The organism is Sulfurimonas paralvinellae (assembly GCF_014905135.1).
In the GTDB taxonomy this organism is placed as follows: Bacteria; Campylobacterota; Campylobacteria; order Campylobacterales; family Sulfurimonadaceae; genus Sulfurimonas; species Sulfurimonas paralvinellae.
Genome location: NZ_CP041406.1, coordinates 1,594,488 through 1,606,059, shown reverse-complemented (window position 1 = coordinate 1,606,059; position 11,572 = coordinate 1,594,488). Strand labels below are relative to the sequence as shown.

At 36.1% G+C, this 11,572-nt stretch carries 9 protein-coding genes; 4 read left to right on the top strand and 5 right to left on the bottom strand.

What is annotated here, in order from left to right; genetic code table 11:
- Complete coding sequence (locus FM071_RS08260) at positions 1-2,352, bottom strand: tetratricopeptide repeat protein (protein ID WP_193110532.1); 2,352 nt, start codon at positions 2,350-2,352, stop codon at positions 1-3.
- A 181-nt stretch (positions 2,353-2,533) separates the two neighbouring features.
- On the opposite strand from FM071_RS08260, the gene FM071_RS08255 reads away from it, so the two are divergent.
- A complete protein-coding gene (locus FM071_RS08255; protein WP_193110531.1) occupies positions 2,534-3,391 on the top strand; it encodes a hypothetical protein in 858 nt (285 codons plus the stop codon).
- Positions 3,392-3,413: 22 nt separating this feature from the next.
- On the opposite strand, the gene serS is transcribed toward FM071_RS08255, so the two are convergent.
- Both serS and FM071_RS08245 read right to left on the bottom strand, forming a co-directional pair.
- The gene (serS, locus tag FM071_RS08250; protein ID WP_193110530.1) at positions 3,414-4,661 is read right to left on the bottom strand and encodes a serine--tRNA ligase; all 1,248 of its coding nucleotides are present in this window, start codon (positions 4,659-4,661) and stop codon (positions 3,414-3,416) included.
- A 15-nt stretch (positions 4,662-4,676) separates the two neighbouring features.
- Complete coding sequence (locus FM071_RS08245) at positions 4,677-5,588, bottom strand: methylenetetrahydrofolate reductase (protein WP_193110529.1); 912 nt, start codon at positions 5,586-5,588, stop codon at positions 4,677-4,679.
- 54 nt (positions 5,589-5,642) lie between these two features.
- Between FM071_RS08245 and serB the strand changes: the two genes are divergently transcribed.
- The 3 genes from serB to FM071_RS08230 all read left to right on the top strand — a co-directional run bounded on the left by serB (position 5,643) and on the right by FM071_RS08230 (position 7,007).
- Positions 5,643-6,266, top strand: coding sequence for a phosphoserine phosphatase SerB (serB, locus tag FM071_RS08240; protein WP_193110528.1), 624 nt, complete (start codon positions 5,643-5,645; stop codon positions 6,264-6,266).
- A gap of 2 nt (positions 6,267-6,268) precedes the next feature.
- The gene (locus tag FM071_RS08235) at positions 6,269-6,589 is read left to right on the top strand and encodes a hypothetical protein (RefSeq protein ID WP_193110527.1); all 321 of its coding nucleotides are present in this window, start codon (positions 6,269-6,271) and stop codon (positions 6,587-6,589) included.
- Positions 6,590-6,665: 76 nt separating this feature from the next.
- A complete protein-coding gene (locus tag FM071_RS08230; protein ID WP_193110526.1) occupies positions 6,666-7,007 on the top strand; it encodes a cytochrome C in 342 nt (113 codons plus the stop codon).
- A gap of 14 nt (positions 7,008-7,021) precedes the next feature.
- On the opposite strand, the gene FM071_RS08225 is transcribed toward FM071_RS08230, so the two are convergent.
- Both FM071_RS08225 and FM071_RS08220 read right to left on the bottom strand, forming a co-directional pair.
- A complete protein-coding gene (locus FM071_RS08225) occupies positions 7,022-8,746 on the bottom strand; it encodes a hypothetical protein (protein ID WP_193110525.1) in 1,725 nt (574 codons plus the stop codon).
- Between the two features lie 114 nt (positions 8,747-8,860).
- The gene (locus FM071_RS08220) at positions 8,861-11,539 is read right to left on the bottom strand and encodes an ABC transporter substrate-binding protein (protein ID WP_193110524.1); all 2,679 of its coding nucleotides are present in this window, start codon (positions 11,537-11,539) and stop codon (positions 8,861-8,863) included.
- Between the last annotated feature and the right edge of the window lie 33 nt (positions 11,540-11,572).

The following is an 11,572-nucleotide window of genomic DNA, read 5'->3' as shown; positions in this document are numbered from 1 at the left end:
CTACTTTTTTTGCGGATGCTGTTTCTGAAATAACAGCTTATCCGTGTCTATCATAAACTCAAAATATTGTGACTGAAATCCATCTTCTTGTATACGTGAGAGCTGAATGACAGCACCGTCATTGTTATTGATCTCCATATAGAGCAGAGCAAGCGCATATCTGCTTTCATAAAAACTTCCATCTTTCATTTTCGCTAGTTCAAGCAGTGCAATGGCATTTTCATGATGTCCTGCAGCAGTTGATGCAACAGCTCCAAGATAAAGTGTGTAAGCATCACGAACTTTGAGCTCATCGATAAGATGATTGTAAAGCGTGTATGATTCTTCAAACTCTTTACTGTAAAGAGAGACCAGAGCTAAAGAACTCTCAATATCACGCGTATCTTGATTTGTCGTCTCTAGCACCTCTTTAAGCTGTTTTCTTAAAAAGTAAAGACGCCCGCTGATAAGATTTTCCTGTATAAAAAGATAGCGTGTTATGTAAGGACCATAATAAAGATCATCATAGGTAAAACTGTGCTCTTTAAGGTATTTTAACGTCTCTTTTGCATATTCGGATGTCTTAAGATCGGCGAATTCTGTATCCATGTATATGATATTTGGAAGAATGTCATTTGGCTGCATAAGAAGCAGTTTGTTTGCAGACTCTTTTGATTTATCCATCTTTGAGAGTTTCGTTGCTATAAGAATATCAAGAGCAAGGTAGAGAGGACGCTGTTTATAATCTCTGTCCAGCCACTCTACAGCAGAGAGATAATCACCTTCACTAAGATGCAACAGTGTTTTATAGAGATCTACATCTTCTCCATCTTCCTCCAATGCTATGGAGTCTTTGATAATTGATTTTAATTTATAGTATTTCACGTTTATAAGCTGTGCAGTCATAACTGCATAGATACCTGAGAGATAGTTCTTTGCATCGAGATAGTATGAACGTAAAAAATGCTCATGTGCTTTTTTCAAATTGCCCATTTGAGCATAGGTAAGGGCTAAATTATATTGTAGTATAGAGTGTTTAGGCTGTAGTTTCACAAGCTTTTGGAGATCTTCATTGGCTTCTCTTATCTTAAAAGAGAGTGCTTTTTTTATGGCTTTTACAATGCCGATATTTACTGAGGAAGAAGAAGCACTCTTTTTAAGGTACTCTTTTGCACTTTTGACATTATCTATATAGATATTTGCATTTCCTTTTCTGATATAGCTGATAGTTTGGTTGGCATTAAAGATCTTGTATGGAGAGAAATAAAAAATCTTTTGATACATAACATTTTTAGAGTGTTGGATCTTATGTCTGTAGTTTTGCTGCGCTTTTTGCGGATCAAAGAGTGACTCCTTGAGCTTGACTTTAACAGGGTAGTATTTATAAACTTCTTGAGGATACTTCTCAGTAACCTCTTTGATCTTTTTTGCGGCTTTTGCAATATGACCTGCTTTGAGATTGACAAGGCCCAGTGCAAGAGGTGCTCGAACCGGTTGTGTCTCTTTGGAGATGGCGGCTTCGAGATGATTTGAGGCTAAAGAAAAGTCACCAATCCTTGCATAGAGCAGACCTAAAGAAAAATCTTCGGGTTCATCAGATTTTCTTTCCATCGCTTCTATGGCATCATAATCATTTTCATAAAGAGCATTGATCTTGGCTGAGAGATGATTTTGCACATTTGGGTACTCATGAGAAGTTGCATTTTTTAAGGAGTTCAATGCAGCTAGATAGTTTTTATTGTAATAACTTATAAGGGTATAGTAGTAAGAGTAAAGAGGCGATTCTATCTCATAAGGCAGATAAGCATAGGCGAGGTCGATATAATATTTGAAATTCTCTTTATCTTGCAGGTGTAGACAACATACGGCAGCATTGATAGCGCTCACGCAGCGTTTTTCATCATTTGCAATCGCTTTTTGAAAGCTTTGCAACGCTTTTTCAAATTGTTTCTCTTTGAGTTCTGCTACACCCAGATTATAATCAGAAACAGCCTCACTGTAAGATGCAATCTGCTCATAGAGTGTCAGTGCTTTTTCTTTTGAACCGCTTGCATAGAGGTAGTTCGCTTTTGCAATCATATTTTCAAGTTTACTTGGTTCAAGTGTCGGTTTTTGTTTACTTGCTTCTATCTTTTTATCAATAGCGGTAATGTTTATTTGTGAATGTTCTTTCGATGATTTGAGCGTAAGAAGAATAATAGTAATGGCAATGATGAGAACTACGATAATTGCAAGACCGCCAAAAAGGATTATTTTTTTTCTTTTGGCCTCTTCTTCTTGTAAATATTCATCGCTCGAATACCCTGAATCACTGTCATAGGAAGCGGCATCACTGTCTTCGATGATTATTATGTCTTCTGGTGCGTCAGCCATCTATTCCCTTGGATTGAAGTGTTCATATCTGTGTGGTACTTTTAAGCAATAAAAGTACCACTAATTGTCTTAATAATTTATGGTAGTTTCAATTAAACAGTTAATTTTATCATATAAAGTGCTAAAGTTTAAATACTCTCTTAGTTGAAGTATTTTTTATGATGCTTGAATTGAGGTAGCTATGAAAGAGATCGTAACAATTTACAAAAAACAATATGCCTTTATTGAGAACTCTTTAAGTACAATGATTGAAAGCATTGACCTTGCAGTATATTCAGAGATGGTTGAAAAATCTATATTTCAACTCTATCCCGCACTTAGAGCCACATATATAATCAGTAAAGATTTGCGTCAGTCAACTCCGCTATATACCAAGGATGAAACAGATACAACGTACCTTGGTTCCAATAAAAAGCATCTTCTTGAAAGAATACGTTTTCGGGATGATGATATCTACATATCAAACGTTTATGTAAATTCACGCAGTGCGACACCTTATTTAACTGTTGTTCGCAAGTATAAGGATGAGTATTATGTGTTTGACTTTGAACTCTATACACTTCTCAAAGAACTCTCAATGATAGAAGGCAATGAATATTTTTCAAAGTATACAAAAGCTTTCTATTCTTTTTTCGGCTTTTTACTCTCTTTTTTATCACTATTACTCATTGTTTATGCTTTTTCGAGTATATGGGAAATACTCTCACGCACTAGCAATGACGTTCTTGCTGGTATTTTTCATTCAATCATAGCCTTGACACTGGCGCTTGCTATCTTTGATCTTTCCAAAACAATACTCGAACATGAGGTCTTTTACAAAAGTCTCAGTAGAAATAACAACCTTGAGAACAGACTTTTAGCAAGGTTTTTCATCTCTATCATTATTGCACTTTCGATTGAAGCACTTTTAGTCGTTTTTAAAATAGTGTTAAAAGATTATACTCAAATGCTACAGGCTTTTTATCTTATAGGAGGAATTGGCGTGATGATGGCTTCATTGAGCCTTTTTATCTTTGTCATGCGTTACAGCGCAAAATAGTATTGCGCTGTATGAAACTTCTTTATGGAAGGTAAGGTTTGAGAACTTTCGGAATATCGATGCTTCCATCTTCATTTTGATAGTTTTCCATGATGGCAACCATAGTACGGCCAACGGCTAAAGAAGAGCCGTTGAGTGTGTGTACGAGTTCATTTTTCTTGCCGTTTTTATAGCGGATCTTTGCACGTCTTGCTTGAAAATCTCTCGTGTTGGAGATAGAGGAGATCTCGCGGTAAGTATTTTGCCCAGGAAGCCATACTTCGATGTCCGTTGTATGTGCAGCTCCAAAGCCTAGGTCACCTGTACAGAGATTGACAAGACGGTGTGGCAGTTCAAGTGCTGTTAGAATTTCAGAGGCGGTATTTACCATGTCATCAAATACTGCTTCACTCTCCTCAGGTTTTGTGATACAGACAAGTTCTACTTTATGGAACTGGTGCTGACGGATAATACCACGTGTATCACGTCCGGCTGCACCTGCTTCTTTTCTATAACATGATGTGTATCCTGTCATTTTAAATGGCAGTTTGTCTGCCGGAAGTATTTCATCGGCAAAAAGATTTGTCAGCGGTACTTCTGCTGTTGGGATGAGGTAAAGATCCTGATTTTCTATCTTATAAAGATCTTCTTCGAATTTTGGCAGTTGTCCTGTTCCTTCAAGGGCTCTGCGGTTGACAAGGTGTGGTACACTTACTTCTGTATAACCTTTTTTTGTATTGTAATTGAGCATGAAGTTGATGAGAGCACGTTCGAGTTTTGCACCCATATCATAAGCTACGGAAAAACGGCTTCCAGCCAGTTTGACACCACGTTCAAAGTCTATCCAGCCGTTTTGTTCGGCCAGTTCCCAGTGCTCTTTTGGTGTGAAATCAAATTGACGAGGCTCAAGAACTCTTTTGAGTTCTATATTGTCATCTTCATCTTCACCGTCAGGAACAGAATCATCAGGCATATTTGGTATTGCCATGGCAATGGCTTCAAGCTCTTCTTGGCGGAGTCTTTGTATTTCGATGGCATCGGTGACCTTGATCTTGTTCTCATCGACTCGAGCTTTGAGTTCAGAGATATCTTTGCCTTCACGTTTGTAAACGCCAAACTCTTTACTCATGGCATTTTGTGCAGCTTGGAGTGCTTCGTACTCTTTTTTCGCCTCTTTGAGCTCTTCATTTTTGATGCGTAGTTTTTCAAGGAGTTTTTCATCAACACCTTTGCGAAGCAGTTTTCGTTTTACTTCATTAAAATCTTTTTGCAGTAGTTTTAAATCGATCATTATTTTCCTTCTCTATTATACGAGTATATCTTTTGCTATTTGAAATTGATTTGCTGTCATAAGGTGAATCTTCGGATGGAGTGCTTTGAGATCTTCAAAGAGTTTTTTGCTCAGCTCAAACCCGATCTTATATTCTTCCTGGGCGCCTTTGGCATTTGCCTCACGCAGTTTATCGAGCCAGCATGGCGGTACATTGATGCCCGGAACATGTGAAGCCAAAAATTGAGCTGTACGGAGTTTGGTGATCGGAAAGACTCCCATGATAAGTTCTGCACTTTTGTTCTCACTGCAGCACTCTTTATTGGCTTTTTCTTTAAGCTCTAAGAGCTGTTTTGCATTTTCAATGTCATAGACAGGTTGTGTGATGATGCCAAGTGCCCCGTGTTTTATCTTTTTTTGCATCTTTTTTTGCAATGTCTTTGGATTCTTTGCATAAGAGTTGACAACGGCAAACGGATATATCTGTAAAGGGCGCTCTTTAAAAGGTTTTGCCGAGTAATCCATACCTGAATTAAAAGCTGAAATGATATCAAGTAGGAGTGTCGAGTCTGCTTCAAAGACACCTTTTGCATTTGGCTGGTCAGAGATATTTGCAGGATCACCTGTAAGTGCCAATATGGCACGTATATCGAATTCATTTGCACCAAGCAGGTCTGACTGCAGGGCAATTTTATTACGATCACGCATACTCATTGTTGCAATGACAGGTTTGTTGAATCTTTCCTGTAGCAGTCTTGCGCCAAAAAGAGCGTTGAACTTCAGTTTTGCAAGGGGATTGTCCGTTGTTGAAAAACCGTCCACCATTGTATGCAGGCCCAAAGATTCTATTTTATCAATGATAGGCGTGAACTTTGCAGAGTGTCCCGGTGTCGTCTCAAGTGTGATGTAGGTATTGTTTTGTAATTTCTCTATGAGTGTATCAAACAAATAAAGTCCTCTTTCGCTATAATTGCGCAATTATAACAAAAGAGAAGGTATTTAATGCTAAAACTTGCAGTATTTGACTTTGATTCTACATTGATGGACGGAGAAACCATAGACTTTTTTGCTGAAGAGCTTGGAATTGGTGAAGAAGTGGCCAAGATAACGGAAGAAGCGATGAGCGGCAGACTTGATTTTTTTGAGTCTTTGCAGCAGAGAGTCGGTCTTTTAAAAGGACTTGATTTTTCTGTCGTTGAGAGAATCTCACATAATCTTCCTTATATGCCCGGAGCCAAGGAGACGATAACTGAGCTGAAAAACAGAGGCATGAAAGTGGTCTGTTTCAGTGGAGGTTTCCGTACGGCTACATCGTATGCAAAAGATATTTTGGGATATCATGCCGATTTTTCCAATGCTCTGCATGTAAAAGAGGGAAAATTGACAGGTCTAGTCGGCGGTGATATGATGTACAACTTTTCAAAAGGAGACATGCTCACGAGATTGCAGGCAGTCTTGGGTGTCAGTGAAGAGGAGACGCTTGTCTGCGGTGACGGTGCGAATGATCTTTCTATGTTCGCTCACGCAGGCACGCGCATAGCATTTCGTGCACGAGATATACTCAAACGTGAGGCAAATATTATCATTGAAGAAAAAGATTTGTCACTTATACTAAAGGAAATATAATAATGTTAGAAAATACAGTCTGGAGACAGTATCATAATGAAAATAATTTTAGAGACAAGATAGCGGAATTTTGTAGATTGGAAACTATTGACCTGATTGAAGATGATAAACTTCTTTATTCGGTTTTAAAATCGAAATTGACGAAAAAAGAGCTGAAACTTTTCGCTATGGATTGTGCTAATGTTGATGATTCTGTGTTGAAAGAAGAGTTTGGATATGATGATGAAGCACTGGAAAAAGCGAAATTCAAACTTTATAAAAAACTCAAGCAGGATAAAACCCGTTTAGATTTTAGAGAAACAAATACTACAGAGATAGAATAAGCATAATATTAATCTGTTATTTATTTAGATATGAGTAACATATTAGAATTTTATTAAAAAGTAAGGAATATCATTTATGAAGAAAACTACTTCACTATTATTAGCTGCGATACTGGCAGGATCTGTCTTTACAGCGACTGCGTCTGCTGATGCAAGCAAAGGGAAAAGATTTTACATGAAAAAGCTGAGACACGCATGTAAAAAAGATGGAATTAAAAATGGTGCCATGTTTGCCATTAAACATGATCGTCGCGGTTGGGCAGAGATAAAAGAGTCAAATAAACTGCAGCAGGAGTGGACAAAGGTTTGCTCTCATGGTAAGAAGAAAATCAAAAAAATGAGAAAAAAAGATATCAATAACCTATACGATTTCGTTTGGAAATATGCTTCTGATGGTGAAACACCGTCTTGCGGATAAAAATCTCGTTTTTACTACTTTAATAAAATCTTGAAGGTAACTCTTCTGGATTTTGTTTTATCTTCAAATCCGTTTGTCATTACTTTATGAGAAAAACTTAAACCGCTTCCCTGTAAAACTTTACTCAGCCATTTTTGTTTGGCTTTATCCTGTGTTGAAAAAATTTCACTTAAAACTGAAAAAGAGCGCTGCATCGACAGATTTGCATTTTTCAAATAACGGTCTTTAAAACTGACATTTTTCCATTCACTGGAAGTATGTCCATTGATAGAAAAAGCGCTAATGAGTTCTCTGTTTGCATATAAAAATGGGATTAGTTTTTTAGAAAAAGAGTTAAGAAACTCTTTTTGCTCGTGAGTAAGTTTATATTCTCCGACTGGAAAATAGAGCGTTTTATCTGTAAACTCTATACTAAGATCCTCTTTGATTCGTAATTTTTTATTTTCTATCTCTTTGGCAAAGGTTTTACAAAGCACATTGTAAAAATCACCACTCAGTGTTGCAATCTGGGCAATCGTTGCATCTTGATTGAGTTTTAAAATCCACATATTGCCCTCTTGTGAATAATCATCGGTATGGATACCGGCGACGGCAACCTGTGAGTTATGCAGAATGCTGAGTGCATAAAAGATGTCAAAGTTCTTACCGCCATAGTGTTCTTGTTTGAGCATTGTAAGATCAGAATCAATCAGCATGGCTAGCCCGTCTGTATTGTGTTTGTCTTTTACGTAGCCCACTCCCATAAGTTTGCCGTTTGAGAACTCTTTGATGTCCATTAGTCCCGAAGGGTAGGTTGTACTTATCTCTTTATCTGCTAAAATATTTTGATAAAGATCGAATTTGACGAGTCTGATATGCTCTTTTTGAACTTGATTGTACTGAATTAATGAGACGACAAAACTATTATCTTTGAGGCGGATAATTTTTTTAGGAACAACTAAATTTTCATCATTATGATGTGTGATGAAATGGTTCAGCCATATTTTGTTACCGTTTTCAGTGATGCGCATAAAGCTTACATCTCTGCTCTTTTGTGATGACATTGTGCTTACGACTATGATGGAGCCGTCTTGAGCTTCGACGGCATCGATGCCGTTGTCATCAAAACGTGTGCCGTATTTTTTACTCCAGAGCATATGTCCGTCTTTAGAAAAGCGTGTTAAAAAGATGTCATTATTACCCAAACCTGCTCGAAACATATTATCACGTGTATCACGTGAGGTGAATGAGGATCCCACTGCAAGAACACCGCCGTCACTGAGCAGGACAAGGTTGCTCATTCTATCATAGTTCTTTGTACCGAAAATTTTTGAGTAGAGAAGATTTGCATTGGCATCGAGTTTTGCAACAAGCAAAGATCCATCCATTGTGTAGCCGCCTATAAAGTAACCGTTTGTGGGTGTTTTGACAACAGCAACAGCCTTGTTGAAACGCGATAATTTTGCTGTTTTGTCTAGTAGGATTTTTGCCTGATTGTTGACTTTTACAAGATTCATCTGTGCACCGTATTTGTCTGAAACACTTGCAAGATAATCAAAAGCATTCGTGTACGTTTTAGACGGATTGGCGTTTTGTTTGAATGTATTGGAAAAACCTACGGCAGTAATGGTTCTGTCGTGATCTTCCGTGATGTCAAAAAGTGCTGCATTGAATGGTTTATGGATGACTACAGAAAAGTCGGTCGTTGTTTTTGCATGAACAAAAGAGAGTATAAGGAAAAAGAGTAGAAAGAGTTTCATAAGCTTGCTTTTTTTCTGAATTTAAAGCAAAAAATATTCCTAAATGAAAGCTTGCTGCAATTATAACTTTTTTGCGTTAGTATGGTAGTTATGACTCAAAAAAACTAAAGAATTTTAAACTGTGACTACTTTGTCTTTTCCCTTGTTTTTAGCAATATAAAGAGCTTCATCAGCTCTCTTTATCAATTCTTCTAAATTATTGTCTTTTTCTATATCTAACTGCGATACACCAAAACTTGCTGTTATGTGTAAAGCATTGACATCTGCTGTCTTTTTTATCTCTTGACGAATTTTTTGTGCAATGTTAAAAGTATTTTCTTTGTCCGTTTGTGGTAAAAGAATAAGAAACTCTTCCCCACCAAAGCGACAGGCCACATCACTCTGTCTAATATTTTTAGAAATTGTCAATGCTAAACTTTCAAGAACATTATCACCCATTTTATGTCCGTAAGTATCATTAATATTTTTAAAATCGTCTATATCTATCATAATGACACTCATAAGCTGTTTATGCCGTTTTGCCAGCATAAAGAGCTTTTCACCTGTTTGCATACAATAACGTCTATTATAAAGTTTTGTCAAGAAGTCAACAGTCGCAAGAGTAAGTAATTCTTTTTCTTTTTCTTTTACCTCTGTAATATCCAGCATAATACCCACTATGCCCAGTACTTCATTTGTATCAGAAAGTATAACGGCTTTATTTAGAATATAATCACGGAGCATTCCATCTGCACACTGTACCTGCGCTTCATATTTTTGTGTACCTCTGCTTTTTAATAATTCTTCATCTTTTTGTTGATATATCAATGCCAAACTAGGAGGAATATACTCTTCTAAGTCTTGTAAGGAACGGCCAATAATCTTCTCTTTTGGTACTCCAATTATTTTTTGGGAAAAAGCATGGTTGCAATTTTGATAAACACCATTTTTATCTTTATAAAAAACAGGATTCGGAATGGTATTGAAAAGTGTTATCAGTAGTGCATGGTTGGTACTTATTTCGTCATTTTGCTTTTGTATCTTGTTCTTTAATTTTGTCATTTTAAAATAAAAGATGAGTATAATAAAGAAAACAGCACTAAAAAGTAATATTATTTTCCAAACTAATGAATAATCAATTCCCTTTTCATATTTAATTGCAAGCCAATTATTTAGTATTTTTTCCCTGCTTGCTTCATCAACACTGTGAACTGCCTTTTGCATTATATGTAAAAGCCGGTTGTCATCATTTCTAACACCTATTCCCAAATCCCAGGTACCGTCAAACTTCCCTGCGATTTTTAACTCCCCGGTATATTGCTTGCTAAATGCATAGCCGATAGTAGCCAGTGAACCGATGTAACCGTATATTTTTCCTTCTCTAACTTGATTGAGCCCATCCTGCAGGTTTTTTACTTCTACTATTTTTAAATTTGGATATTTAGTCTTGAGAATCTCTATAAAAGCATATCCTTTTGGAAGTCCTATCTTTTTATTTTTAAGTGAAGTAAAATCTGTGGTAAAAGGAGCATCCGTTTTTGTTGCCATCACTATAGGAATTTTCAAATAAGGATCTGTGAAATTTAGATATTTAGTTCTTTGAGGTGTTTTCATCAGTAGTGAAAGTATGTCACATTTTCTGCTTTTTGCATATTCCAAGGACTGTTCCCAACTCTTTGTAGAAATCACTTTTACAGGTATATTTAAAAACTTTTTAAAATGTTCAAAATACTCAGCACTCATACCAATGTGTTTTCCATTAGAAAGTTTTTCAAACGGCATCCAATCAGGATCTACACACATAGTAATTGTTTTTTTCTTGTTTAAGTACTCTTTATCTTGTTCTGTTAAAGCATAATGTAAAGGCTGTTTATAAATGAAAGTATCTAAATTTATTTTACCCTTGGTTAATCCCAAAACATTATATATATCTATAATTCTTTGTATTTTATATTTATCTACAGTTCCTATTTTAGTATTGTTTTCATAAGCAAGTTTTTTTAATTTTTGAGCTTCAAAATAAAGTTCATCTTTCGTTTTATGCTGTGTATTATATTTTTGTAAAATAACATTAATCGTTTCATCAATATGTGAAAATGCATATTCCCAACCCTTTAAAGAGGCCTTCCTGAAATTTTCTACTCTTTTTGGATGATTCTTCAACTCCTGTTTTGAAGTAATCAATAAATCATTATATACATCGAAACCGTAATCTCTTGGATCCCATATATCATAGGCAATTCCCTTTTTATCTAGTATATATGGCTCATTTGAGATGTAAGAAGTAATAATATCTGTTTTGCCTTCTATAAGACTCTCAACATTATATGTAGGTTTTACAACTATCATCTCTTTGAGTGAAACTCCATTAGAACGTAGCATTGCCATAAAAGAGGCAGAATTTTTTGCCGCAAGACTCATCATGATTTTTTTATTTTTGAAATCTTGAAGTGTCTTGATATTGGATGATTTTAACGTTATCAGCACATGAGGAGAAGATTGATATATAGCGGCAAGTAATACAATATTTTTACTAGATGGTTTGTCCAACAGAGCATCTTGATAAGCAATGCCATATTCTGTTTTACCATTTGCAATGTTTTTTACGACGTCCACACCATTTTCATACTCTAAAAAATTTACATCCAATCCTGCATTTTTATAAAAGCCTTTCTCTTGTGCCATATAAAAACCGGCGAACTCAAACTGATGCTTCCAAAGGAGTTGTAGCGAAATTTTTTCTAATGTTTGTGCAGATAGACTGGCTGTAAGTAAAAGAGACCAAATTATGAGAGCATATGCTTTTATTTTCATAAAAATTCACTTTTTCCTTATTGTAGCAATATT